At 38.5% G+C, this 24,642-nt stretch carries 23 protein-coding genes; 9 read left to right on the top strand and 14 right to left on the bottom strand.

Translation table 11 applies throughout. The features are described 5' to 3' along the window. The first annotated feature begins 139 nt into the window (after positions 1-139). Positions 140-2,338 carry a T9SS type A sorting domain-containing protein gene (locus tag K319_RS0105740; protein ID WP_027382775.1) on the top strand — a complete coding sequence of 733 codons (2,199 nt, stop codon included), beginning with the start codon at positions 140-142 and terminating at the stop codon, positions 2,336-2,338. A gap of 82 nt (positions 2,339-2,420) precedes the next feature. On the opposite strand, the gene K319_RS0105735 is transcribed toward K319_RS0105740, so the two are convergent. After that, entirely contained in the window at positions 2,421-3,017 is a 597-nt protein-coding gene (locus K319_RS0105735) for a superoxide dismutase (RefSeq protein WP_027382774.1), read from the bottom strand. A 340-nt stretch (positions 3,018-3,357) separates the two neighbouring features. Between K319_RS0105735 and K319_RS0105730 the strand changes: the two genes are divergently transcribed. The 4 genes from K319_RS0105730 to K319_RS0105715 all read left to right on the top strand — a co-directional run bounded on the left by K319_RS0105730 (position 3,358) and on the right by K319_RS0105715 (position 9,523). Further along, positions 3,358-4,578 carry an aminotransferase class V-fold PLP-dependent enzyme gene (locus K319_RS0105730; protein ID WP_027382773.1) on the top strand — a complete coding sequence of 407 codons (1,221 nt, stop codon included), beginning with the start codon at positions 3,358-3,360 and terminating at the stop codon, positions 4,576-4,578. A gap of 287 nt (positions 4,579-4,865) precedes the next feature. Next, the gene (gene lon / locus K319_RS0105725) at positions 4,866-7,268 is read left to right on the top strand and encodes an endopeptidase La (protein WP_027382772.1); all 2,403 of its coding nucleotides are present in this window, start codon (positions 4,866-4,868) and stop codon (positions 7,266-7,268) included. A 111-nt stretch (positions 7,269-7,379) separates the two neighbouring features. Beyond that, a complete protein-coding gene (locus K319_RS0105720; RefSeq protein WP_027382771.1) occupies positions 7,380-9,122 on the top strand; it encodes an agmatine deiminase family protein in 1,743 nt (580 codons plus the stop codon). Positions 9,123-9,145: 23 nt separating this feature from the next. Beyond that, complete coding sequence (locus K319_RS0105715; protein WP_027382770.1) at positions 9,146-9,523, top strand: DoxX family protein; 378 nt, start codon at positions 9,146-9,148, stop codon at positions 9,521-9,523. A gap of 37 nt (positions 9,524-9,560) precedes the next feature. Here K319_RS0105715 and K319_RS0105710 read toward each other — a convergent pair whose 3' ends face one another. The 3 genes from K319_RS0105710 to K319_RS20960 form a co-directional block, all read right to left on the bottom strand. Continuing rightward, positions 9,561-10,355 carry an alpha/beta hydrolase gene (locus tag K319_RS0105710; RefSeq protein WP_027382769.1) on the bottom strand — a complete coding sequence of 265 codons (795 nt, stop codon included), beginning with the start codon at positions 10,353-10,355 and terminating at the stop codon, positions 9,561-9,563. A gap of 203 nt (positions 10,356-10,558) precedes the next feature. After that, positions 10,559-11,134 carry a DUF6705 family protein gene (locus tag K319_RS0105705; RefSeq protein WP_027382768.1) on the bottom strand — a complete coding sequence of 192 codons (576 nt, stop codon included), beginning with the start codon at positions 11,132-11,134 and terminating at the stop codon, positions 10,559-10,561. Between the two features lie 12 nt (positions 11,135-11,146). Beyond that, positions 11,147-12,670, bottom strand: a complete 1,524-nt coding sequence (locus K319_RS20960; protein ID WP_051230478.1) for a hypothetical protein — start codon at positions 12,668-12,670, stop codon at positions 11,147-11,149. 108 nt (positions 12,671-12,778) lie between these two features. Here K319_RS20960 and K319_RS0105695 point away from each other — a divergent pair, with 108 nt between their 5' ends. The 3 genes from K319_RS0105695 to K319_RS0105685 all read left to right on the top strand — a co-directional run bounded on the left by K319_RS0105695 (position 12,779) and on the right by K319_RS0105685 (position 14,121). Next, the gene (locus tag K319_RS0105695; RefSeq protein WP_027382767.1) at positions 12,779-13,030 is read left to right on the top strand and encodes a helix-turn-helix domain-containing protein; all 252 of its coding nucleotides are present in this window, start codon (positions 12,779-12,781) and stop codon (positions 13,028-13,030) included. A 23-nt stretch (positions 13,031-13,053) separates the two neighbouring features. After that, a complete protein-coding gene (locus K319_RS20955; protein ID WP_051230477.1) occupies positions 13,054-13,542 on the top strand; it encodes a hypothetical protein in 489 nt (162 codons plus the stop codon). A gap of 288 nt (positions 13,543-13,830) precedes the next feature. Further along, positions 13,831-14,121, top strand: a complete 291-nt coding sequence (locus K319_RS0105685) for a helix-turn-helix domain-containing protein (RefSeq protein ID WP_027382766.1) — start codon at positions 13,831-13,833, stop codon at positions 14,119-14,121. A gap of 169 nt (positions 14,122-14,290) precedes the next feature. On the opposite strand, the gene K319_RS0105675 is transcribed toward K319_RS0105685, so the two are convergent. From K319_RS0105675 to rsfS, 5 genes are all read right to left on the bottom strand, one after another. Continuing rightward, positions 14,291-14,944: a phosphatidylserine decarboxylase family protein gene (locus tag K319_RS0105675; protein ID WP_027382765.1), complete on the bottom strand. Its 654-nt coding sequence runs from the start codon at positions 14,942-14,944 to the stop codon at positions 14,291-14,293. Positions 14,945-14,953: 9 nt separating this feature from the next. Continuing rightward, entirely contained in the window at positions 14,954-15,829 is an 876-nt protein-coding gene (locus K319_RS0105670; protein WP_027382764.1) for a phosphatidate cytidylyltransferase, read from the bottom strand. A 9-nt stretch (positions 15,830-15,838) separates the two neighbouring features. After that, the gene (locus tag K319_RS0105665; RefSeq protein ID WP_027382763.1) at positions 15,839-16,417 is read right to left on the bottom strand and encodes an LUD domain-containing protein; all 579 of its coding nucleotides are present in this window, start codon (positions 16,415-16,417) and stop codon (positions 15,839-15,841) included. 135 nt (positions 16,418-16,552) lie between these two features. Then, positions 16,553-18,514 carry an ATP-dependent zinc metalloprotease FtsH gene (ftsH, locus tag K319_RS19870; protein WP_034671499.1) on the bottom strand — a complete coding sequence of 654 codons (1,962 nt, stop codon included), beginning with the start codon at positions 18,512-18,514 and terminating at the stop codon, positions 16,553-16,555. Positions 18,515-18,557: 43 nt separating this feature from the next. Beyond that, on the bottom strand, positions 18,558-18,920 hold the full coding sequence (gene rsfS / locus K319_RS0105655; protein WP_027382762.1) for a ribosome silencing factor: 363 nt from the start codon (positions 18,918-18,920) through the stop codon (positions 18,558-18,560). Positions 18,921-19,008: 88 nt separating this feature from the next. On the opposite strand from rsfS, the gene K319_RS0105650 reads away from it, so the two are divergent. Further along, positions 19,009-19,719, top strand: a complete 711-nt coding sequence (locus K319_RS0105650; protein ID WP_027382761.1) for a biotin--[acetyl-CoA-carboxylase] ligase — start codon at positions 19,009-19,011, stop codon at positions 19,717-19,719. A 79-nt stretch (positions 19,720-19,798) separates the two neighbouring features. On the opposite strand, the gene K319_RS0105645 is transcribed toward K319_RS0105650, so the two are convergent. From K319_RS0105645 to K319_RS0105625, 5 genes are all read right to left on the bottom strand, one after another. Then, positions 19,799-20,350: a serine O-acetyltransferase gene (locus K319_RS0105645; RefSeq protein WP_027382760.1), complete on the bottom strand. Its 552-nt coding sequence runs from the start codon at positions 20,348-20,350 to the stop codon at positions 19,799-19,801. Positions 20,351-20,359: 9 nt separating this feature from the next. After that, positions 20,360-21,505, bottom strand: coding sequence for a glycosyltransferase (locus K319_RS0105640; RefSeq protein WP_027382759.1), 1,146 nt, complete (start codon positions 21,503-21,505; stop codon positions 20,360-20,362). A 9-nt stretch (positions 21,506-21,514) separates the two neighbouring features. Next, positions 21,515-22,465 (bottom strand): 3-oxoacyl-ACP synthase III family protein, encoded by a 951-nt coding sequence (locus K319_RS0105635; protein WP_027382758.1) that lies wholly within the window; start codon positions 22,463-22,465, stop codon positions 21,515-21,517. 73 nt (positions 22,466-22,538) lie between these two features. Further along, complete coding sequence (locus tag K319_RS0105630; protein WP_027382757.1) at positions 22,539-23,438, bottom strand: glycosyltransferase family A protein; 900 nt, start codon at positions 23,436-23,438, stop codon at positions 22,539-22,541. Further along, positions 23,438-24,589: a glycosyltransferase gene (locus tag K319_RS0105625; RefSeq protein ID WP_034671496.1), complete on the bottom strand. Its 1,152-nt coding sequence runs from the start codon at positions 24,587-24,589 to the stop codon at positions 23,438-23,440. Before K319_RS0105625 ends, K319_RS0105630 begins: the two co-directional genes overlap by 1 nt. Positions 24,590-24,642 lie beyond the last annotated feature (53 nt).

Raw genomic sequence — 24,642 nt, 5'->3', positions numbered from 1 at the left:
AAATCAAAGATATTAAATATTAAGCAGACCATTTTACAATTAATAATAACACGATGCACACTCTTTGCACACCTCCATTATTTGTTGAAAATCAGATTCGATTTTACTTTTGTTTCATACTTTTTTTAATTAATATCTTATGTACAAAATTAAATCTATTTTTTCCATCATTGTATTTATGTTGATGTTCATCAGCACAAAAGCACAATTCTCCGGAACAGGAAATGGTACCGAAGCCAGTCCTTATTTGATTACAAATGCCGTTCAACTTGACGAAATGAGAAATTACATCGGCTCTGCAAACAGCGACATACATTTTTCTATAATTAATGACATCGATTTAGCGGCATTAATTGCAACTCAATATCCCAATGAGGGCTGGAAACCTATCGGATATGTAAGCGAAGAAGGTGAGAGCGCTTTTTATGGTTCATTAGAAGGCAATGGTTTTAAAATCACAAATCTGTGGATTTACAGGCCGGAAAGCAATTACATTGGACTTTTCAGTAATACAACGGATGCCGTCATCAATAACCTGAATATCCAACTTTCATCCACAGGTATCACAGGCGGAAATTATGTAGGGATTCTTGCAGGACAAAGCGAAGGGGGCAAAATCACAAAAGTAAAAACATCGGGAACGATCACCGCATTAAGTTATTCAGGTGGACTTTTGGGAAGCTCAGCAGACAATACGATGATTCAAAATAATTCAGCTGATGTAATCATTAATGCTACAGGAAGCTATATTGGCGGATTGATTGGAGAAAGTGCTTCGCCTGTTACCAATTGTCATTCTTCCGGAGAGGTTAATGTAGACGGAGACTATTCTGGCGGATTGATCGGCAAAACTTCAGCAGATGTTGCAAATTGCAGTTCTACAAGCAATGTTACAAATACTGGAGATTCTTTTGTGGGGAATTTTATGGGTGGATTGATTGGTGTCAACCAGGCATCTGTTAATAATTCTAACGCATCAGGCGATGTGACGGGAATTAGCACTATTGGTGGATTGGTAGGAGATTCTTATGCACCTGTCAGTAATTCTTACGCAACCGGGAATATTACAGGAAGGACGTGGGTTGGCGGATTAGTTGGTGCTTCGGATTCCGTTGTGAGCTCCTATGCAACCGGAATCGTTTATGCAGATCAAAAGATCGGTGGCGGGTTAGTAGGACAATCATATGGTACGATTACAGGTAGCCATGCAAGCGGATTTGTAAGTGGCAGCCAATCACTTGGAGGTTTAGTAGGGGTTATGGGAGGTACTGTTTCCTACAGTTATGCGACAGGAAATGTAACACAGGTCGTTTCCAGCAGCATTCCGGAAGGGGGCTATGTTGACATAGGAGGGCTGGCCGGCTCTAGCTTTAGCAATTCTTTTATTGAAAACTGCTTTGCCTCTGGTAATGTAGCAGTCACCGACGATACGGCAATGTACGTTGGAGGTCTAATAGGACTCAGTAATGGTATCTCTAATAGCTATGCTTATGGAACAGTTACTGGTGGATATTCTCTGGTAGGCGGTTTAGCAGGCAGCACCTGGGAACCGATTGTAAACTCTGCAGCTCTTAATCCTTGGATTAAATCATCATCAACAGGAAATCTCAATAAAATCCACAGACTGGTTGGTGATGTAGAATTTGAGGCAGAGATCATCAATAGCTACGCTCTGGACAATATGTTAGTGAATGACCAAATTATCACCAATGGAACAGAGAATGATTGGTCGGGACAAAATAGATCTGTTGAAGAATTCCAGAAGCAATTAACTTACGGAAACGGAATGAATTGGGATTTTGATAACATTTGGAAAATTCGTGAAGCCCACGGATATCCATACTTACAATCAAGCGAATATCTTACAAGCATCATCTCTTCTGATATCAATAATAAAACTTGGGGAACTATTTCACCAATGGGAATTGTGGCTGTAAATGACGGCTCATCAAAGACTTTTGAATTCTCTCCAGCTGATGGATACGAGATAGAATCCGTATTAGTAGATAATGAAAATATCGGAAAGCCAAACAATTATACTTTTCCAAATGTAACGGAGAATCATACAGTTATGGTGATTTTCAAATTGAGATCGCTTGGTGTCAACGAAGCAAGAAACAAAAACATTACTGTTTATCCTAATCCAACTGCAGACTATATCTATGTTTCAGGAAACAAAAAAATTACATCTCTGGAACTTTATAACAGCAATGGACAAAAAGTTTTGAAAACCGGCGAAAGCAAAATGGATTTAGCCCCTGTTACAGCCGGAGTTTATATCTTGAAAATCGTTACTGAAAATGGAGAGACTTCCAGTAGCAAAATCATAAAAAAATAAACTGCATTTCAATTCAGATTCAATAAAAAAACCACCAAAGATTTGGTGGTTTTGTCTGTTATCTAGTCTAGAATCTTTAAGCCTATTTGTTATAAAGCTCTTCCACTTTATCCCAGTTGATCACATCAAAAAACGCAGACACATAATCAGGTCTTCTGTTTTGATAATTAAGATAATAAGCGTGCTCCCAAACATCCAATCCAAGAATAGGAGTTCCTTTTACATCAGCAACCGGCATTAACGGGTTATCCTGGTTCGGAGTTGAAGAAATAGCCACGGAACCATCAGCGTTTTTCACCAACCAGGCCCATCCGGAACCGAATCTTGTCTTAGCCGCGTTAGAGAAATCTTCTTTGAATTTCGCAAAACCACCGATTTTCTCGATTTCAGCCTTCACGTTTCCAACTGGTTCTTTGCTTCCGCCGGGCGTTAGGATTTCCCAAAAAAGAGTATGGTTAAAGTGTCCGCCTCCGTTATTTCTTACAGCCGGTTTATCTGTTCCTGTCTTTTGGATTTCTTCAAGAGATTTTCCTTCCAGATCTGTTCCTGCAATTGCATTATTAAGATTGTCCACATACGCCTGATGGTGTTTTGTATGATGGATCTCCATTGTTTTTGCATCAATCGTTGGTTCCAACGCATCGTACGCATAACTAAGTTTTGGTAATTCGAATGCCATAGTCTTGTATTTATTTGTTATTAATAAATGAATTGCCCAAAAATACTCAATAATTGTTCCTAAAAACAAGAATCGCACTCATTTTATAAATATTTAACATCGAAATTTTTAATAAATTTTGTCGTAACTTTGAACCATTCTAAATAATTATAAACTTCACTTTAATTATTTGGAGGCCGCTGTATCCGCCTGTAGTTTATCTTGAGCTTGTCGAAAGGGCTCAACCGCTCAAGTCGGGCTGCAACGATTCGACCGCTAAAATTCCCCTCCTCCGGAGGGGTGTCAAAAATTCAGAGAATTTTGACGGGGTGGTTTAAAACAATAAAATTAAATTTCTAAAATGTTCGACATCAATCACATAAGAGCGCAATTTCCAATTCTGGATCAAGCAGTCAACGGTAAAACGCTCGTTTATCTGGACAATGCTGCAACTTCCCAAAAACCGATTTCAGTTTTAGAAACTTGGGAAAAATATTACGAAACCATCAATGCGAATGTTCATCGCGGGATTCACACGTTGAGTCAGCTGGCAACGGAAGAAATGGAACTTTCCAGACAGAAAATCCAAAGATTCATCAACGCAAAACACGACTATGAAGTGATTTTCACCAAAGGAACGACCGAAGGAATCAATTTGGTGGCCTATGCTTTGACGAATCAAATCAAGAAAGATGATGAGATCATCATTTCCTATCTGGAGCACCATTCCAACATCGTTCCGTGGCAGATGCTTTGTGAAAGAACCGGTGCAAAACTAAAAGTAATCCCAATGGACGAAAACGGAATCCTTCAAATCGATGTTTTGGATTCCTGGCTGAGCGAAAAAACGAAAGTTGTTTCTGTAAATCAGGTTTCTAACGCTTTGGGAATCATCAACCCAATCGAGCAGATCATTGAAAAGACAAGACGGCTTTCCAATGCTTACGTTTTAATTGACGGTGCTCAATCTGCACCGCATTTCAAAATCGATGTTCAGAAATTGGATTGTGATTTCTTCGTTTTCTCGGGACACAAAATGTACGCACCAATGGGAACCGGAATCCTTTATGGGAAAGAATCTGTGTTAGAAAATCTTCATCCTTTTCACGGCGGTGGGGAAATGATTGCAGTTTGCAGTTTTGAAAAAACAACTTACGCAGGCTTGCCTTTCAAATTTGAAGCGGGAACACCAAATGTTGGCGGGAATATCGCTCTTGGTTCTGCAGTCGATTTCATCGAACAAATCGGTCACGACAATCTTCAGATCCACGAAAACGAACTTCTCACTTATGCGCAGAAAAAACTTCTGGAACTGGAGGGAATCAAGATCTATGGTGAAAAAGCCAATAGAACAGGTGTGGTTTCTTTCAATCTTGATGGCGTCGGAATCGCTTCTGACACGGGAATGATTCTCGACAAAATGGGAATTGCTGTAAGAACCGGACATCATTGTACACAACCGATTATGGATTTTTTCAGCATCGCTGGAACGGTCCGTGCAAGTTTTGCAGTTTATAACACTTTGGAAGAAATTGATATTTTGGTTGAAGGCGTGAAGAAAGCGCAGAGAATGTTGGTGTAATTTATACTAAAATTATATTTCTCGCAGATCAAGCTAATTCAGCAGATGTGTACTTTAAGCAAAAATCTGCTTAATCTGCAAAATTAGCGAGACGTAAAAAAACAAAGCTCTTTTGGATAATTTCTGAAAGAGCTTTTTATTAAACTGCCAAATTGTATTGTTTTTTCCTATGGCACAGCTCTTGCGAAATTATAATCCAACGTAGAACCAGATTGATTTTCTAAGAAATATAGAGAATCAATCTTCATATCCATTAAGATTAATGACATTATGTCATTCAACATACTATGACAGAATTTGAAAATATCAATTTTGAAGAGATTCTTGACGAAGGTCTTGGAATAATTGCTGAAGAAATTAATTTCTCTGACTTCGATACTAAGGAAAGTGACGAATCTCAAAATCTTTTCCCGATTCTTCCCGTAAGAAATATGGTAATGTTTCCGAAAGTGGTGATTCCAATTACAGCCGGAAGAGAAAAATCTAAAAAACTGCTGGAGGATGCCCAAAAGGAAAATAAATTCATTGGAATCATCAGCCAGAAAAATCCGAATGAGGAAAATCCAACTGAGAAAGACCTTTACACAATCGGGACTTTGGCGAAGATCATCAAGATCATCAAACTTCCGGAAGGTAATATCACCGCGATAACCCGGGGTGTTCAGAGATTCAAGGTCAAAAAAATGGTTTCTCAGGAACCTTATTTCTTGGCTGAAATCACAAAACAAAAAGATTCTCAGCCAAAAGATAAAGAAGAATTTTCTGCATTGATGGACAACATCAAGGACCTGGCAGAAAAAATCATCAATATTGACCCGAATATTCCAAATGCGGCGCAGTTTGCACTTAAAAATATCGACGGGCAGGAAGATCTGTTGAACTTCGTTTCAGCAAACGGTAATTATACTTCGGACAAAAAACAAAAACTGCTGGAAGAAAAGACTTTAATCGGACGTGCCAAAACGTTGTATGAATTGATGCATGATGACTTCCGCCATCTGGAACTGAAGAATCAGATCCATCAGAAAACAAGCAAAGACCTTGATAAGCAACAGCGTGAATATTTCTTGAATCAGCAAATCAAAACCATTCAGGATGAATTAGGTGGCGGTGCAGAATCTGATGCTGACGAATTCAGGAAAAAAGCTGAAAAGATAAAATGGAGCGCCGAAGTTGAAAATCATTTCCAGAAAGAACTTCAAAGACTTCAACGCCAGCATCCGAATTCTCCGGACTATAATGTTCAGAGAAATTATCTTGACTTCTTCACAGATCTGCCTTGGGAAAAATATTCCAAAGACCATTTTGATCTGAAGAAAGCCGAAAAGCTCTTAGATAAGGAACATTTTGGACTAGAAGATATCAAGAAAAGAATCCTGGAACATATTGCCGTTCTGAAACTGAAGAACGATATGAAATCGCCGATCCTTTGCCTGGTTGGCCCTCCGGGAGTTGGTAAAACATCACTTGGAAAGTCTATTGCGGATTCTTTGGGAAGAAAATATGTACGAGTTTCGCTTGGTGGTTTACACGACGAAAGTGAGATTCGCGGGCATAGAAAAACTTACATCGGAGCAATGGCGGGAAGAATTCTTCAATCCATTAAAAAATCCGGAACATCCAATCCTGTAATCGTTTTGGATGAGATTGATAAAATAGGACAGGGTATTCACGGTGACCCAAGCTCTGCTTTGCTGGAAGTTCTTGACCCTGAACAAAATAGTAATTTCTATGATAATTTCCTGGAAATGGGTTATGACCTTTCCAAAGTGATGTTCATCGCGACAGCCAACTCGCTTTCCTCTGTTCAGCGTCCGCTTTTGGATAGAATGGAAATCATCAGCATTGCGGGTTATACCTTGGAAGAGAAAATCGAAATTGCTAAAAGACATCTCATCAAAAAACAACTTCAGGAAAACGGTTTGGATGCAAAATCCCTGAAACTTGGAAATCCTGAATTGAAACATATCATTGATGCTCATACTTCGGAAAGTGGAGTGAGAACATTGGAAAAAAGAATTGCAGGTGTTGCCCGTTGGGTAGCTTTGCAATTGGCAATGGAAAACGATTACGACCCGAAAATCTCTGTGGAAAAAGTAGACGAGATCCTTGGTGTTCCAAGACCGAAAACTTTGGCGGAAATTACAGATGTTCCCGGTGTTGTGACCGGTTTGGCCTGGACAAGCGTTGGTGGTGATATTCTGTTCATCGAAAGTATTCTTTCCAAAGGAAAAGGCGCTTTGACAATGACCGGAAATCTTGGCAACGTGATGAAAGAATCCGCAACAATTGCATTGGAATTCATCAAGGCTCATTACGAGGAATTGGGAATCTCGGAAGATGATATCGAGAAAAAAAACATCCACGTTCATGTTCCGGAAGGCGCAACACCGAAAGACGGACCGTCTGCAGGTATCGCGATGTTAACCTCAATGGTTTCCAGCTACAAAAATAAAAAAGTGAAATCTCATCTGGCTATGACTGGAGAGATTACTTTGAGAGGAAGAGTGCTTCCTGTTGGCGGAATCAAGGAAAAATTGTTGGCTGCAACTAGAGCCGGAATCAAAGAAGTGATACTTTGTGAGGCGAATAGAAAAGACGTGGAAGAGATCAAAAAAGATTATCTTAAAAATCTGAAGGTCAATTACGTCAACAATATGAGCGAAGTAATTGAAATCGCTTTGAAATAAGTTTAAAACTTAATTTTATAAATATCATCCGTTCAGAATTTTCTGAACGGATTTTTTTATTTTCAATTTCAATTCAAAAATTTTATAAATTCGTTAATTATATTGTTTCATATGAAAAAAATTTACTCCGGATTTTTATTTTCTTTGCTATTCCTGAATTCATTTAATGCCCAGGAAGTTCTTCCCAAAGGTTTGACACAAGAGGAAAAGCTTCTTCTTCCGAATTATAAATTTACAGAAAGTAAAAGGACACCTGCTCCAACTTCTTCTGTAAGAACATCGGCACAATGGGAAGAAGTTGAATATCTTGTTTTAAGGTGGACCACTCAATATCAAAATATTCAGAGACAGATAGTTCAGGCTGCTGTGAAAGAATGTAAGGTTCTGATTGCCACGACATCAGAAAATACAGTTCGTACCTATCTTACCAATAATGGCGTTGATTTAACAAATGTTAGATTTTTAAACGCCAATACCAACAGTATCTGGATCAGAGATTACGCTGCGAATACAGTTTATTCTAATGATGTGGGAGAACGTGCTTTGGTCGATTGGATCTATAATCGTCCGCGTCCGTTGGACAATACTTTGCCCGTGAGCCACGCTGCTTATGTCGGCGTTCCGCTTTATGTGACGGATACTTCTCCAAATGATCTGGTCAATACAGGCGGAAATTTTATGTCAGACGGAATGGGAAATGCCTTTGCTTCGAAATTGATTCTGGATGAAAACAAAGCCGGAAACTCGTATGGTGTAAGTGCAAAAACCGAAGCGCAGGTCGATAAAATCCTCAAAGATTATATGGGAATCTCTTCTTATCGTAAAATGACTGTTTTGCCTTATGACGAGATTCATCACATCGATATGCATATGAAACTGCTGGATGAAGAAACGATTCTTGTCAGCCAATATCCGGAAGGCGTTGCAGATGGACCTCAAATCAAACAAAACATAGAATATATCAAGAATACATTTAAAACGCCTTTTGGAAATGATTATGATATCAAATGGATTCCCGCCCCTGCAAGTACAACAGGTGCTTATCCCAATACCGGCGGAGCCTACAGAACTTATACGAATGCTGTTATCATCAACAAAACCATTTTGGTCCCGACTTATCGTCCCGAAGTGGATGAACCTGCGCTTGCAATCTATAGACAATTGATGCCTGGTTACAAAGTTGTGGGGATTGATGTTGACAATTCCGGAGAGGATCTGATAAGTTTAAGCGGAGCGATTCATTGTATTACACATACGATTGGAGTTGCTGACCCGCTATGGATTACACATTCTAAAATCAAAAATGTCAATAGTTTAAATATTCCTGTGGAAGCGCAGATCAAACATAATTCCGGGATTGCTCAAGCCAAAGTTTTTTGGAGAGAATCAGGCGACATCGGTTTTCAGGAAACAAGCATGACCAACTCTGTAGAAAGTAAATGGACAGCTAATCTTTCTCTTCCTGCAACCTCGAAGAAAATCGAATATTATATCTGGGCGCAGGCCAATTCCGGAAAATCGATAACGAGACCGATTGTTGCGCCGGATGGTTATTGGACATTTGATGTTGCTCAACTTTCTGTAGAAGATTTGAACAGTAAAAATATTGAAGGTCCTTTCCCGAATCCTGCGAATAACAAAGTTTCATTCAATTTAAAAAATATCTCGGGAGATATCAATATTTCTGTCCATAACATTCTTGGACAAAAGCTTTCCGAACAAAAGATCAATAACAGCAATGGAACTATTTCGCTTGACCTGAATCCAAAATGGAGCGGCGTTCTTTTGATAACATTGGAAGGTAAATTCGGGAAAGTGACCAAAAAATTGATCAAGAAATCTGATTTGAATTAAGGCCAACTTTAAAACTATATCATATGAAAATTGTAAAATTCATTCTTTGCTTACTTTTCGGGTTGATGTTCATCAATGCCGGATTGGACAAGTTTCTGCATTATATGCCGATGCCGGAAATGAAACCTGAACAAGCAAAATTATTTGCTGCTTTTGGAGAGATCGTTTGGCTGATGCCACTAATTGGTGCAGTTGAGTTGATTGGTGGATTATTGTTCATCTTACCAAAGACCCGAGCATTGGGCGCAATTGTGATCCTTCCTGTTATGGTTGGAATTGTTCTTCACAACTTCACTTTGTTTCCAACAAATGAAGGTAGGATCATTGCAGTTGTTCTTTTACTGATCAACCTGTGGGTTTTGATAGATAATCGAGACAAATACAAAGCTCTGTTAAGTTAAAAAAGAAAGGGAAGATAAATCAATCTTCCCTTTTTTATTACAATTTTTCGATGGCTTTTACAATTTGGTTCTGGTCAATTGTCATTGCCTGAAGATGCTCTCCGGAGTATTCCAGGAATTGTTTTGGCTCTGGCGCATTGTTGTAGATCACTTGTCCCTGTTCAAAAGGAACTGTCGAATCGCCTTTGCTGTAGATAAATAATTTAGGAAGGCCTTTTAAGGTCTTTACATCTTCTTTTGCAGAGTAAGGAGAAACTACAAACTTCTCGATCACTTCCTTATATTCTGGTTTGAAATGGATGGCTATATCTGTGAAAGAAGACATTCCACCGTCCAGAATCAATCCCGAGATCTTTGATTGGTTATCCTTAGCCAAATGAGTTGCGATTTGAGAACCTAATGATGCGCCATAAAGATAAATCTTTGTGCTGCTGATGTCTTTTCTTGTCAACAGATAATCGAACATTTTTTGACCATCTGCCGCAACATTCAGATGTGTCGGTTTTCCGGTTGATTTCCCATAACCCCTTACGTCCACCATCACCACTTGGAATCCGTCTTCTACCAAAGGTTTTGTCATTAATTGATATGTTGAAATATTTCCGCCTGCCCCGTGGAAAAACAGAATTGTTTTCCTGATGGATTTTGATTCCGGCTTCAGAATGACTGCTGTGATGGTATCGCTTTCAACAGGCAAACTTATGTTTTCCATATTTTTGAATTCCAAAGGTTTCATTTCTTTCTTAGGCTGATAGAATTTATCGTCCATTTGGGCCTTCATAAAGATTGATAACAATATTAAGAATAGAGAGAAAAATAGTGATGTTTTCATTGTTTTAAATTTATTTGATGGTTCAAAAGTAGGCTGCCTGAACATCAAAAAGAAAATTATCCGACCGAATCGTAGAAAACTCATACCGAACTGTAGAATTCCCGGATGAACAAAAAAGAGACTTAATAATAAGTCTCTTTTAAAATTCTAGCCTTAATCAGGATTTTCATCATAATCTTAAGCCCCATTTCTTAGGCTCATAACTATTGTTTTGTCAGTGTAATATCCTTAGGAAAATTAATAGGAAAATCTCCATATTGGTCAACATAAGCGTTGTGAACGCAATTTTCATCTATGGCACTTGGGAGATACTCAAAATGCAAGGTCATCTGTGTGCCTGTAAAATTTGTTATATCCAACGTCGCTTGTTTTCTACACATATTTTTTGGAAAAAAAAGTAGTCTGTCTCTACCAGGAGGTTTGATACTTTTACTCATTCCGCTAAATTCAGCACCATCACTGCCGAAGCTAGTAATTCTATCTATTTCAATAACACCATTAGCATTGATGATTTTTCTTTCGCCTAATATTTGGTCTTTATAATATGGGTGCGTATCCCCCGGAATTGATGAATATGTTTTAAATTTTCTTAATTCTAGGTATAGAGTTTTTCCATTCCAACTCCCTTTCCATAAACCCACATATTTGTTCAATTCATTATTTATATCTTTTATATAAGCATTGTTAGGTATATCGCTTGGACTTGTATTCAAAGGATATTCTTGAGAATAGAAGTATTGTGAGAATAGAAAAGCTGTTATTAATAGTATATTTTTCATTTTAGATGTTTTTTAGTTAGGACAATCTTTTGTTTTTCTGTTTCCGCCTTCAAGATATATTTCTGTATTTGTTCCGCTACTGCCCACTTTAAAGAGTTTCAACCCCGTCATGTTCATTTTATCTTTTACAAATTTCAGAAATTCTTTTTCTAATTTATCCATATCAAAATTTCCATTTGTATGTGTATCATTTAATCTCCTACTATAATCTTTATTTATTACATCAAACTGCTCTTGTGTGTAAGCAGGAAGTGCTGCAACAGTTGTACCGGCAAAACTAAGAAGATAATTCCCATTACTTGTGACCAAGGTCAATGTTAGATCATTTAATTGTATTTTGGGGGTGTTGGTAGCAACGGCGTTCCAGGAATTAGCCCAGACCACCCATTGGTTGAAAAGCAATAAATCTCCCGGAGAAAATATCGGAAATAATCCGTCATAATGAGAGTGCATCAAAGAAAAGGTGTTGTTAAACACTTTCATATCAACCTCCCTGGTTCCCGGTTTATTCTGCAAAATCTGATTCTGGGTACCAGCTTGTCCGGAACCAGCAACAGGATTGCCTAATCTGAAACCGCTTTCATAGTCGTTGCCAGTTTTACCTTGTAAAGTCGTTATATTGGTTTTATACTTGGAATCATTTGTCGAAATTTTTATTTTTGCACATGGCGTTTTCGTCTCATCATAGATCACAACACCACCACCGCCACCTTCACCATTATCCGGAGGACAGTTTTTAACTTGTTTAGCAGTTAAACTTCCGGGGCAGCTTACCATGATCCATTGAGTACAATTCCCCGTATCTGGATCTACAGTGACACAATAAGGACATGCGCTACCACCATTACTGCCACCACCATTACCACCATCGTCATTTGTACCACCAGCAGTTCCAGTTCCTCCTCCGCCTCCAGCGCCACCACCAGGGATTCCGCCACCATTACCTCCGGTTCCACCACCAGGCCCACTGGGAGTAGTCGGACAGTCAGGGCATGGTTGTGGCGGAGTTGGGCATTCCGGGTTGCCTATAACATATGATACTGTGCTTTCCAGAGTCCCATCCAGGGAATAGGTTTTCCTGTTTCCTGAAAACGTCAGATAATCATTATTACCATTCAGTAGCCATTCTGCTGTCGGCTCATAAACAACTATTTTAGCATCAGAAGCATCTGTGTTATCTGTTTTCACTTCCAGGTTATAAGTTTCAGAAGCAGATTCTGCATAAGGACTCACTGAGAATGTGTAATATACCTCATCAGTCCCGTTTGTGGTTTCAATAATGTAGTTGGTATTGATCTCCCCAAATACAGTTTCTGTCTTTCCCATTGCAGAAGAATGGCTACCCAGAGGAACTTTGAAATCATTGGTCTTTGTCTGCAGGGCATTCATGATCTGTGGGATCTCAGACTTCGGGACAACCCGAAATTTTAAAGCTTGCTGGTTGTTGTGGGTTTCGTTGGCGTTGAAATTGTCATTCCTGCAGCCAATCACGAGGAATGCCAGAATGGCAAACCACAGTACATAGGTTTTTCTCATTTGCGTTTTTGTTTTATAAATGTAATTAATTTCCCAAATATATAAAACAATTTTAATTATGGCAAATTTGCCATAATATTTTTTATCTATATTCTCAATCTTTGTCTTGTGAAAACAAATATAAGTAGAGAGTTTATTATTTCATTTGGCAATAACTTAAGAAAAATAAGGGAGTCAAAAAAAATGAGTATGCAAACTCTTGCAGATATTACAAACATTGAATATTCACAAATAAGCCGAATTGAACGGGGCTTAATAAATACCTCAGTCGGCATCATTTATGAAATCTCCAAAGCTTTGGAAATAGACATCAAAGAACTTTTTAATTTTAAAATAGATAAGGACATTAGAAAATTTTAACCTAAACAACAAAAACACAAATCATGTCAAACCTAACGAACAATCGCCTGAACATCACGGCGACCGCTGCACAGATCACCGCAGTGAAAACCGTTTACCAAACCATCCTGACCAACCTGCCTTTCCTCCTCGGGCTTACCACAGGAGAGCGCACCAGTTTGCCTGCGATAGATGTCAGCAACAAAACTTTTACAGAAGATGCCATATCTGCGGGAGTGAACAACGCAGGTCTATTACCAAGCTACGTTTCACCAGCCGGTATGCAGACCGACCTAACCCTATTCACACAGCTGGATGAGTTGATCGCCCTCCATAACCAGCTGGGAGAGAAGCTACAGGACACCCAACTGCTCGCTGGTAGCGAGGCCTACGTGGGAGCACTAACCCTATACAAACTATTTGGCTCTGCAGCAGATGCAGGTGTGGCAGGCTCCGATGCCATTTATAACCAGCTGAAGCAGCGCTTCGCAGGGCAGGGCGGTGGAGGCAATGCACCTACCGAGCCGGAGTAGCAGCTCAGTACCAATAAAAATTTCTAAACTCCGCAAATAAGCGGAGTTTTTTTTATAAAATCAGGTTAAGACAACCAACTCACTTGGTTATCTTAACCAAGTAAATGACAAAAAGCATAACTCAGTTGGTTATCAACACCAACTTACCACAGTTTTTTAACCAACTAAGTTGGTCATCTTCACCAACTCTATTGGTTATCTTGACCAATAGACTTATTAAAATTAATTAGCTACTTGGTCTTTATAACCAAGTAACAACAGTTTTATAACCAATTAAAAAACACAGAAATGGAAAAAATAAAAAAGAAATTTTTACAGAAAGATGATACAGACCCTTTGCATATAGGGAATCTGGTGCATTGGGAGATCAAACAGCAAAACCTAAAGAAAAAGGATGTGGCTGATGAACTGGGCATCATCCCCACAACGCTGAACCAATACTTCAAACAATCATCCCTCCAGACCAAAATATTGTGGCGACTTAGCAGAGCGATCAATTTTAATTTCCTGATGTATCTTGGGCAAAAACTGGATGTCGGTTTTGAAACGGAAAAGGGAAAGCATTGCAAGAACAATTGAAAGGGAAAGAGGAGGAAATTCTCTCACTGAAAACTCAGCTTGGCGTTTATAAGCAAATCCATAAAATTGAATGATCATGATTGGATAAATGAGGTTATAAGATCAGACTATAGTTCATAAAAAAGAGACTTAATAATAAGTCTCTTTATAATTTATAAAATTTGAATTTTTAATCTCTAAGTCTGGCAATGACATCCAAGCCGCCTTTTGTCTTATCTCCGATTTTGCAAAGGATTTCCGTATCAAGCGGCAAGAAAACGTCCATTCTTGATCCGAACTTGATGAACCCAAATTCGTGTCCCGCTTTCGCTGTATCTTGAACATTACAATAGAAAACAATTCTTCTCGCAACATAACCGGCGATCTGGCGGAAAACGACTTGATGGTTTGTCAGGCTGTTCACCGCGACCGTAGTCCTTTCGTTTTCGGTAGAAGATTTCTCATGCCAGGCAACCAGATATTTCCCCGGATGGTATTTTTTATAGATTACCTCTCCGCTTACCGGATAACGGCAGATATGAACGTTCAAAGGAGACATAAAAATAGAAACCTGAATACAATTCGCCTTCAAAACCTCATCTTCGAAGACTTCTTTTATCATTACCACTTTCCCGTCAACAGGTGCGATCACATTTTCTGTATGGTCCAGAATGGCTCTTGTCGGAACCCGGAAGAACCAGAAGATCAATCCCAGCATGATCAGCAATGGAATCAGAATGACCAATGACCACAATTGCAAATAATAAATAGATATGGTACCAATGAATGCAATGAATAGAATTGCGACAATCAGCGTTCCTTTCGATTCTTTATGTAGTTTCATAAGTAGTTTCTAAAATAGTTTTTCTAAAATAAAATAGAGGTAGATAACTGGCGCACAAATGATAAAGCTGTCAAGCCTATCCAAAACGCCTCCGTGACCAGGAATGATATTCCCGCTGTCCTTCACTGCAAAACTACGCTTTAACTGACTTTCTACCAAATCGCCCAAAGGTGCAAAAATGGAAATCAGCAAACCGACGATCATCCAGTTTCCCCTCAGCTCAGGAAAATATTTCTCCACAAAGAAGCCCAAGATCAGTGTCAGAAGAACACCTCCGGCAAAACCTTCCCATGTTTTTTTAGGAGAGATCTTTGGGGCCATCTTATGTTTCCCGAAGAATTTACCCGTAAGGTATGCGAAAGTATCGCTGCTCCAGATCAAAACAAAAAGCATAAATACTTCTAATGTAAATGGTTTATCTGGGTCAAGTGTACTGAATTTTGGCAAGCCTAAGGCAAATCCGAAAGGCAATGCTAAATAAATAACAGTAAAGATCAGTTTCCCATTTTCGAAATAAAGCTCCCGGGAATATTTGAAAAGTGTGATGACTGCAATGGGAATCAAAGCAAAAGACAATATCTCACTAAAATTGACATCGAAGAAAAATCCGTGATAAAAAAAACGCTTACTGAATCGATAATAGATAATGGCTGCAACAGGAAAAACCAGCCACTTGTAGATGCCATTATCAAATTTCATGATCCTGATGCATTCATAAAGACCTACAACGAGGAAGAATGTGATCAATCCGTAAAACAGATATTGTTGTTTGACTTCCGGCAAGAAACTGCTGAAAATATGTTCTCCCAACGGAGTCGTACAGATCGCTATGACAAGGACATAAACAAGCCCCGAAATGGTACGTTGAATTAAATTTTTATCCAAAACTGAAGTTTAATCTTCCAGCAAAAGTAAGAAAAGTTTGGTATTGTCCTTATTAGGAGTATCCAACTTGGATTGGCTTCCGCTGATAGAAGTTAGATTCTTAAGATTTCCTGCACGTTTCACCTTCATCATTGCCTCGTTCAAATTATGTGTGATCTGAGATACGTTTGCCATGATGATGATCTTGCTTGGCAATCTGGAGGAGTGATAATGTAAAATGTTATTGTGGGAGAGCATGATCCTGCCATCAAAAGCGATCAGGTATTCACAAGTGATGAACGCGGCATCATTATCCTCTGTCAATTCTGGGGAATATGGTGTTTTGGTGACATCCAAAAAATTCTTCAAGTCCTGATCCCAACAGAATACATTGCTGATCTGTTCTATTTTAATGATTTGATTCAGGGTTTGTAAAGCTTCTGACTCGTCCGCACAATAATTAAAGAATCCTCCGGAATGCGTAAAAAGTTGCGCAAATTTATAGTCCAAATCGGCATCACGAAGCTGATCAGCCAGTTTTGTCACATCCGGCTCCTCTTCTTCAGGCTGATTCATTATCTTGTTAACGAGTTTTTTGAACAGACTCAATTTTTTCTGCAATTTTTTATTAATTATTACAAATGTAAAGAATTATTATAATACTCTAAAAACCAAAACTTTGTTTTATAAAAAAAATCCTAATTTGATTAGGATTTTTCTATTTGTAAATGATTCTAAAGGATCTTAACCTTCTGTATTTAAGACGTTTCCTGCATCTGCGGGATTGTCAATACTTGATACGGGTTTTTCAGTCAATTCCGGGTCCCAGGCTCTTTTTCCAAAGATCTCTTCCAGATCTTCACGGAAAATCACCTCTTTTTCCAACAATTTCTGGGAAAGGGCATCCAGCTTATCCCTGTTTTCTGTAAGGATTGTTACTGCTCTCTGATATTGAGTTTCTACCAATTTGGAAATCTCTTCGTCGATCAGTTTTGCCGTTTGTTCGGAATAAGGTTTTCCAAAACTATATTCAGATTGTCCAGAGCTGTCATAATAAGAGATATTACCCACTTTATCATTCAATCCGTAGATCGTGACCATTGCCTGAGCTTGTTTTGTCACTCTTTCCAGATCAGATAAAGCTCCGGTAGATATGTTGCCAAAAGTTACCTGTTCTGCAGCCCTACCTCCTAATGTGGCACAGATCTCGTCCAGCATTTGTTCTGTTGTTGTCAACTGTCTTTCTTCCGGAAGATACCAGGCTGCACCAAGGGAACGCCCTCTAGGGACAATAGTTACTTTCAAAAGTGGAGCGGCGTGTTCCACCAACCAGGAAATAGTCGCGTGGCCAGCTTCGTGAAAGGCAACCCTTCTTTTTTCTGAAGGTTTGATGGCCTTGTTTTTCTTTTCAAGACCTCCGATGATTCTGTCAACGGCATCCAGGAAATCCTGCTTGTTCACGGACTCGTGGGAGTTTCTGGCAGCAATTAGCGCAGCTTCGTTACAAACATTCGCAATATCTGCTCCGCTGAACCCGGGAGTTTGTTTTGCCAGGAATTCTCTATCAATAGAATTGTCTAATTTGATCTTCTTCAAATGGACATCAAAGATCTGTTGTCTCTCATGAAGCTCCGGAAGGTCCACATAGATCGAACGGTCAAAACGTCCCGCTCTCATCAAGGCTTTATCAAGAATGTCAGCTCTGTTTGTAGCGGCCATTACGATAACATTGGTATCTGTCCCGAAACCATCCATTTCTGTAAGCAACTGGTTAAGCGTATTTTCACGCTCGTCATTTCCTCCTTGGAAACCACCTTTTCCTCTTGCTCTACCAATCGCATCAATCTCATCGATGAAAATGATAGCAGGAGATTTTGCTTTGGCCTGAGCAAAAAGATCTCTTACCCTGGATGCACCAACTCCAACGAACATTTCCACAAAATCCGAACCCGAAAGTGAAAAGAAAGGAACTTTTGCCTCTCCTGCAACAGCTTTTGCAAGTAACGTTTTACCTGTTCCCGGAGGTCCTACCAGAAGAACACCTTTCGGAATTTTCCCCCCAAGCTTCGTATATTTTTCTGAATTCTTCAAGAAATCTACAACTTCCTGAACTTCTTCTTTTGCGCCTTCCAATCCTGCTACATCTTTGAACGTAACCTGGACCTTATCTTTATCGTCAAATAATTTTGCTCTGGATTTTCCAATACTGAAAATCTGTCCGCCAGGACCGCCAGCACCTCCGCCCATCTTTCTGAAAATGAAGAAATAAAGCAAAGCGAAAAGACCTCCCCAAAGTGCCAGTGTAAATAGCAGCTCCGAGAAACCGCTTTGACTTTTGCCAAATTCCATTCTTGCCTGTGTAGGAAGTTTGGAATTAATATTCTCAAATCTTTCCTGGAAATATCTAAGGTCTCCGTAAGTCAGTACAAAATCCGGACTCGGCTTGATGTTGATCACAGAAAGAGGGTCGCTTTTCTTATCATCCTTCTTCAGCTCTGCCTTTGCGGCTTTTGTAAGATAGACATCAGCTTTGAAGTTGTCTCTGTAGACCATTACTTCACCCACTTTACCTTTTTCTACAAGCGTATAAAATTCTTTTTCATCAATGTTTTTTACCATAGAATCTCCCAACAGACCTGGAAGAAATATCAGTAAAATAAGTCCCAACAAAACGGGTATGAACCAGTTGAATCCTTTGTTATTCATTCTTGTTTTTTAATTAATTGATAATGCCAAAAAAATATGTTTTTTAGCTTTCTATTTTTGTGATCTTGGCATCTCCCCAAAGTTCCTCGATGTCATAATACTCACGGATCTCTTTTTGGAAAATATGAACTACCACAGAAACATAATCTACCAGAACCCACATAGAGTTCTCTGTTCCCTCTACATGCCAAGGTCTTTCCTGTAAATCGTTTCTAACTTTTTTTTCTATGTTGCCGGATATTGCAGAAACCTGTGTGTTAGAATTTCCACTGCAGATGATAAATGTTTCTGCCGCCGCATTTTCTATGTTTGATAGATCGAAGACCAAAACGTCTTCACCTTTTGTATCTTGAATTGCTTCTACGATCTTGTCGACCAATAATTGTTTTTCTGTAATTTTACCCATTCAAAAAATTGTCTAATTTGCAAATTTATTGATTTTAATCTATTTATCTTTTGTTTTCTGGCCTAATAATCTCTTAAAGTTTTCACAAATGAGTCATCTTATACATCTGAAAGAATGTTTTTCCACCAATGATGAAATTTCAAGCCTTTTATATGATGACGAATCAACTGCTGTTTTTACCTTTAATCAAACCAAAGGTCGTGGACAATATGGAAATATCTGGAAAGTAACGCCAAATGAAAACCTAGCTTATTCACTTGCTATTAAAACATCTAAAATCAATATCTCCGATACTTCTCTCAATTATTATACCGCTGTTGTCGTTCGGGATTTTCTTGACAATCTGACAAAAGCGAGCACTAAGATCAAGTGGCCCAACGATATTATTCTCAATGGGAAAAAAGTTTGTGGGATCCTCATCGAAAAAAAGAAAATAAATGATGATGAGTTTTATATCATCGGAAGTGGCATTAATATTCTCCAGACAGACTTCACAGATCTTCCGAAAGCGGGCTCGATCTTCTCTGTGACGGGCATTAATGTTGATTTATCAACTTTTGTTGAGGTGTTTCATCAAAATATGATTTCGAAATTGGATGAAGCTTTGTCGGAAGAAATTATTTTGAACAAATATAATTCTAATCTTTTTAGAAGAGAAGAGATCTCGGTTTTTCAAAAAAGTGGTCTGCGCCAAAATGGCATAATCAAGAATGCTGACAAAAATGGCTTTCTCTGGATAGACCTGGAGAATGAGGGGCTACAAAAGTTCTTTCACAAAGAGATCGAGATGTTGTATTGAGGTGTTCTGATGATAGAGTGCTTTGAAAATCAGATTTATAAATCAAATTTGATTTGAAAGAAAATGCCTGATTGAAATGTTAGATCTTGTTGTTGATATAATTATCGGTTGCATTCGCTTTTGGGCTAATTATAGCGGGATTTCCAATGACCACGGAATTATCCGGAACGTCCATGTTGACATAAGCGTTGGGTGCGATCAGCACATTGTTCCCAATTGTGATATTTCCTACGATCACAGCATTCGGTCCGATCCAGACCTCGTTTCCGATCACAGGCACACCTTCGTTTTTTCCACGGTTGGCCTGGGCAATGGTCACCCCTTGGGCAATATTACAGTTCTTCCCGATCTTTGTTTTCGGATTGATCACTAATTGTCCCCAATGGCCAAGATAGAATCCTTCCCCGATCTGAGTTTCCGGATAGATCTGAAAGCCATATTTGATCTGATAATGCCGGAGGACAAGTTTGTAAAATATACCTATGATCGGCTTTTGGTAATGTTTTTGAGTTTTTCTGAAGAGATAGATATAATGCAGATTTGGACTAAAGCACTTTTTCAATATCTGAAACCGGGACAAATATTTTCCGCTTTCTCTGTAAAAATCTTTTTGAATAATAGAATAACCCATTGGGTAAAATTACAAATTATCAATGATTTCCATAATCTTATCAACAGAATTTTTCAGGTTGAAAGGCATTTCGTAGTTCCGTAGATTGTTTTGATAAGATTGGAAGACCTCGGGATTTGTTAATGCCATTTTCATCCCCTCATAGATGCCTCTTTCAGAATTTTCTATGATTGTCCCAAGTTTTCCACTTTCCAACATTTCTCTCACGCCAGATACATCGGTAGCAATGATGTTCTTTTTCAGTGTGATAGCTTCGAAGAGCACTGTTGGGAATCCTTCGTAACGGGAACTGAGAATATAAAAATCTGCTTTTTTGAAGTAAGGGTAGGGGTTGTCCGTAAAACCAAGCATGGTTGCTGTTCCATCAACACCTAATTCGGTTTTGAGTTTTTTTACATTCTCGAAATCATAACCATCGCCTATGATCAACACGTTATGTTGTAAACCTTCGTCCAAGAGTCTTTTATGAATCTTCAGAAGCCTGTCAAACCCCTTTTGGGGAAAAACGGTCCCTACAGAGACGAAAGTTGGGAAAGTATTATCAAACTCGTAGTTGATTACAGGTTTTTCTGATTTTGTAAGAATTTCTTCAGTATCAAGAGGATTGTAGATCCTTACGATTTTTGATTTTTCTCTTTCGTTTTTTGCCAGGGATAAAAATGTTTCCTGGATCTTTTCCGAAATCACCATTACTTTGTCGTAATTGAAAAAACGGCGGATTTTTTCAGGCGTATAACCACTCACTTGAGTCAGGTCGTTGTGAATCCACATCAGTTTTTTTGAAGACCTGAGGGGGCTGTTGAGAATCTCATCCATAAAACCGTGAATCGCAGCAAACTCAATATCATATTGTTTTTTACTGAGTTTTCTTCGGTAAAGGATTTTTGGATATTTCTTTAAAAGCTGCTGATAAACAACACGGTATATTTTTTTTGGTAGATCTTTTGGACGATTTGTAGTGATCATTTCGCCTTTGTTGAGGTACATTACATTTATCCAGTCAGGAACTTCCGGGAGATATTTGCCAGAATACAGATTGAGCAGAAGATCAATTTCGTATTTGTCTTTTGGGAGGTTTTTGAGAAGGGTCACCAGAACTTTTTCTGCGCCACCATGACGAAGAGAGCCAATTCTGATGAGTATTTTCTTTTTCAATGATGATAATTAAAATTCTAAAACTCCGGCAGCCCAAGAATAACCAACTCCAAAACCAACTACCATTACTTTGAAACTTTCTTTTATAATATTTTTTTGTATTGCCAATTTAAGAGCGATCGGGATACTGGCAGAAACCGTATTGCCGATATCTTTCATGTCCAAAAAGAATTTTTCTTCCGGTATTTTACACAGATCTCTCAGATAATTTAGCATATAAGAACTTGCCTGATGAAAAACAAATAGATCGATGTCCTCCATTTTTAAGAGATTTTTATCCAGCGTTTCCTTGATGACTGCGGGGATATTTTCCAGAGCGAAAGTGAAGATTTTTGGACCTTTCATAAAAAGTTTAGGTTTATCCAGATTATTTCTAGCACCTCCGTTTTCTACAATCAGATTACTAAATCCGCTTCCGTCCGTCCCTACAGAAAACTGGAAATCCTGCTTACTTTCATCTTTTTCTACAACCGTTACAGCTGCGCCATCTCCAAAAATAGTTCTGTTGGATTTATCATTTTTATCTAGAAATTTGGTATATGTCTCTGCCGTAACAAGCAAAATGTTTTTCGCTATCCCTGTAGCGATCAGTCCTTTTGCAAGTGTTAGCCCATATACAAAACCAGAACATCCGAGATTGAAATCCAAAGCTCCAATAGATTTTGAAAGGCCCAATTTATCCTGCAGGATGCAAGCCGTTGTTGGTAAAAAATAATCAGGGCTTTGGGTGCAAAATAGAATAAAGTCTATTTTGTCCTTATCATAATTTTCAAAAAGCTTCAGAGATGCTTCATACGCCAAATCAAGGGCCGTCTCAGATGTCTTGGCAATATGTCTGGATTCTACTCCAATTTTTGCTTTGATTTTTTCAGCACTCCATTCCGGAAACTCTTTGGAAATATCTTCGTTTGTTAATATATTTTCTGGCAAATAGTATTCTATTGCAGCAACATTGATCATATAATTTTCTCAGTAGATTTTTGCAAAGATAAGAAACTCTAGAACCATTTTTGTGCGGAAATAGATATTATTCTCAGAATAACATTTTTGAAAAAGGATAGATAATCTTAGAAATCAGTCTTAACGGTTTGGATTCCAGTTCGTTAACGGTTTTTTTGTAGGGTCTGCCATCTAATTTTGAAAACTTCAAATAACCACCAAGATTCCTCAACAGGGTTTTAGGATGGAGAGCAAATTTCTGATGATATGTATTAAGGAAAGCCTTATAATTCTCTGCCAGACCAAAGGCGTTTTTCTCGTCATAAAACTGATTGGCAAGAGAAAGCTCATCATTTTTATCTCGAAAATAAATTCTGCAGACTTTATTGATGCAATAATGGAGACCAAGTTTATCAAACTGATACTGGAAAACGCCTTCCGGAATGAAGCCTTTGCCTGCAAGATCATCAAAATTCAGTTTCATTTTCTTGTAGGTTTGAGTTTTGCCCATTCCCCATTTATCACCCTTCACCTTATAAACGTATCGCATATCAAAAATGCTGCAGACCAGTGGCTCTTTCGGGAATTTGTCCCCAACCAAATTTCCAAACTGATCTTCACAGAGACTTGATACGAAAACGATGTTTTGCTTTTCGGAAATGTTTTTCCATGTATTCACAAGTATTTCTATTGAATCTTCTGGTAAAGCATCATCAGAATCCAAAGGAGAGAAATATTCACCTTCCGCAAGATCTATTCCTCTGAAAAAGGTCAAAAACTTATGTTGATTTTCCTGGTGATAATAACGTACGTTGAAATCCGACATCTTTTGAAAGTTTGAAACAACCTCTTTTGTGTTATCTGTAGAGCCATCATCTATCACAATCCATTCAAAATCCTTGAAGGTTTGCTTTTGTAGCGAGTCGAACACGCGCGGCAGAGTATGTGCCCGATTATAGGATGGGGTAAGTATGGTGACGGTTGGCTTATTCATTATTTTAGCTGATACTGATTGACAAAAACTTCTGTAACTGCATCATAAATTTTTTGATTGTCAAATTTTTCTATCGCCTTTTTTGTATTTTCTTTAATGCTTTCTGCGAACTCATGATTTTTAAGGAACAATTTCATCCCTTCATAAATAGAGTCCTCATCAGGGGCTACAAGGTAACCATCTATTTTGTGGTCTATCATTTCTGGAATTCCGCCTACATTGGTACTGATGATAGGAATCTCTAATCCCATTACCTCGCCTATAGTGAGAGGGTAGGATTCTGACTCGGATGGTAATACGAAGTAATCTGAATTTTTTATATATGGATAGGGATTTATCTGAGTGTCAAGTAACAAAAAAGTTTTTTCTACATCCAACTCTTTTGCCTGCTTCTTGAGATTGGACATTTCCCCACCACCACCAATTACGGCGATAGAATGCGGATATCCTTCGTCCAAAAGTTTTTTGTGGATCTTCATCAGCGTATGGTAATTTTTACGGCTATGCAATCTCCCCATAGACGAGAATACGGGACGAACATTATAATCAACAGGGAATTCTCCTGATTTTACCTGAACTTCTTTTATCTTGATAGCATTATAAATGATAGAGCTTTTAGGATATTCTATATTGTATAGATCTTTTATGACTTCTCTCGTTTGTCGGGATCCAAATATCGTCCAATCAAATCTCTTCAAACTATTGATTCTGTGTAAGACTCTTTTCTGATTCGGGTCATAGCTGACATCTGTATGGAACCACCCAATTTTTCTAGAACTAGCGGGGCTGTCCAGAACAGAATCAAAATCCGTATAACCAGGAGCGACTTCTATATCAAAATCTTTTTTCAGATATTTTTTGTACAAAGCTTTTGGAAACCTTCGATAATACCAAAGAATAAGTCCTCTTTTAATTAGCTGGAATTTTCTTACCATCGAATTGCTGCTCATATCCTCTCTTCCTTTTTGAATAGATATAAGCTCAACATCACTAGGTACTTCTGTCCTTAGCTCGCCTTGGTAAATGCTGAGTAACAATGTGATGTCGAAAATGTCTCTCGGAAGATTTTCCAATAGATCGAGCAGAACCCTCTCTACTCCTCCCATTTCCATTGACCTGTGACGAAAAAGCAATTTTATCTTTTGATGCATTTGTGTTTTTTTAATAAAAAAGTATTTCAGCCACAAATATAGGTATTGTTTAT

Source organism: Epilithonimonas caeni DSM 17710, assembly GCF_000426465.1.
In the GTDB taxonomy this organism is placed as follows: Bacteria; Bacteroidota; Bacteroidia; order Flavobacteriales; family Weeksellaceae; genus Epilithonimonas; species Epilithonimonas caeni.
The sequence above is the reverse complement of the archived record's forward strand: the minus strand, read 5'-3'. Positions and strand labels throughout refer to the sequence as shown.

What these genes read in the sequence shown, in the direction of transcription:
- K319_RS0105740 (WP_027382775.1), top strand. Translation starts at nt 140, where the DNA reads ATGTACAAAATTAAATCTATTTTTTCCATCATTGTATTTATGTTGATG.
- K319_RS0105735 (WP_027382774.1), bottom strand. Translation starts at nt 3,017, where the DNA reads ATGGCATTCGAATTACCAAAACTTAGTTATGCGTACGATGCGTTGGAA.
- K319_RS0105730 (WP_027382773.1), top strand. Translation starts at nt 3,358, where the DNA reads ATGTTCGACATCAATCACATAAGAGCGCAATTTCCAATTCTGGATCAA.
- lon (WP_027382772.1), top strand. Translation starts at nt 4,866, where the DNA reads ATGACAGAATTTGAAAATATCAATTTTGAAGAGATTCTTGACGAAGGT.
- K319_RS0105720 (WP_027382771.1), top strand. Translation starts at nt 7,380, where the DNA reads ATGAAAAAAATTTACTCCGGATTTTTATTTTCTTTGCTATTCCTGAAT.
- K319_RS0105715 (WP_027382770.1), top strand. Translation starts at nt 9,146, where the DNA reads ATGAAAATTGTAAAATTCATTCTTTGCTTACTTTTCGGGTTGATGTTC.
- K319_RS0105710 (WP_027382769.1), bottom strand. Translation starts at nt 10,355, where the DNA reads ATGAAAACATCACTATTTTTCTCTCTATTCTTAATATTGTTATCAATC.
- K319_RS0105705 (WP_027382768.1), bottom strand. Translation starts at nt 11,134, where the DNA reads ATGAAAAATATACTATTAATAACAGCTTTTCTATTCTCACAATACTTC.
- K319_RS20960 (WP_051230478.1), bottom strand. Translation starts at nt 12,670, where the DNA reads ATGAGAAAAACCTATGTACTGTGGTTTGCCATTCTGGCATTCCTCGTG.
- K319_RS20955 (WP_051230477.1), top strand. Translation starts at nt 13,054, where the DNA reads ATGTCAAACCTAACGAACAATCGCCTGAACATCACGGCGACCGCTGCA.
- K319_RS0105685 (WP_027382766.1), top strand. Translation starts at nt 13,831, where the DNA reads ATGGAAAAAATAAAAAAGAAATTTTTACAGAAAGATGATACAGACCCT.
- K319_RS0105675 (WP_027382765.1), bottom strand. Translation starts at nt 14,944, where the DNA reads ATGAAACTACATAAAGAATCGAAAGGAACGCTGATTGTCGCAATTCTA.
- ftsH (WP_034671499.1), bottom strand. Translation starts at nt 18,514, where the DNA reads ATGAATAACAAAGGATTCAACTGGTTCATACCCGTTTTGTTGGGACTT.
- rsfS (WP_027382762.1), bottom strand. Translation starts at nt 18,920, where the DNA reads ATGGGTAAAATTACAGAAAAACAATTATTGGTCGACAAGATCGTAGAA.
- K319_RS0105650 (WP_027382761.1), top strand. Translation starts at nt 19,009, where the DNA reads ATGAGTCATCTTATACATCTGAAAGAATGTTTTTCCACCAATGATGAA.
- K319_RS0105645 (WP_027382760.1), bottom strand. Translation starts at nt 20,350, where the DNA reads ATGGGTTATTCTATTATTCAAAAAGATTTTTACAGAGAAAGCGGAAAA.
- K319_RS0105635 (WP_027382758.1), bottom strand. Translation starts at nt 22,465, where the DNA reads ATGATCAATGTTGCTGCAATAGAATACTATTTGCCAGAAAATATATTA.
- K319_RS0105630 (WP_027382757.1), bottom strand. Translation starts at nt 23,438, where the DNA reads ATGAATAAGCCAACCGTCACCATACTTACCCCATCCTATAATCGGGCA.
- K319_RS0105625 (WP_034671496.1), bottom strand. Translation starts at nt 24,589, where the DNA reads ATGCATCAAAAGATAAAATTGCTTTTTCGTCACAGGTCAATGGAAATG.